Raw genomic sequence first — 248 nt, 5'->3', positions numbered from 1 at the left:
ATTTCAGCAGCGTGGTCGCCAGCGTGGATTTCAGCGCATGGACGGTGCCGGGCATCCCCTGCAGAATCAGCGTCATATCCGGCAGGCCATAGTCCGGCAGATGCGCCAGTGAGCCTGCACGGGCGTTGAGAATGCGCTGCAGGTTATCCAGCACCGACATGATATGCTGGTTCTCTTCACTGACCTGATGCAACTCAATCTCCCCTTCAAAATTTCCATACAGCATGTCGTGTAATGACACTGAACGA

Annotated in this window: 1 pseudogene; it reads right to left on the bottom strand. The window is 54.8% G+C overall.

Features of this window, described 5'->3' with window-relative positions:
• A pseudogene (locus AAIR21_RS28190) lies at window positions 1-241 on the bottom strand (type VI secretion system baseplate subunit TssE); the annotation flags it as partial.
• Between the last annotated feature and the right edge of the window lie 7 nt (window positions 242-248).

This window comes from Enterobacter sp. PTB (assembly GCF_051130085.1).
GTDB lineage: Bacteria > Pseudomonadota > Gammaproteobacteria > Enterobacterales > Enterobacteriaceae > Enterobacter > Enterobacter ludwigii.
Note: the sequence above shows the minus strand (reverse complement) of the source record. Positions and strands in the feature narration are given on the sequence as shown.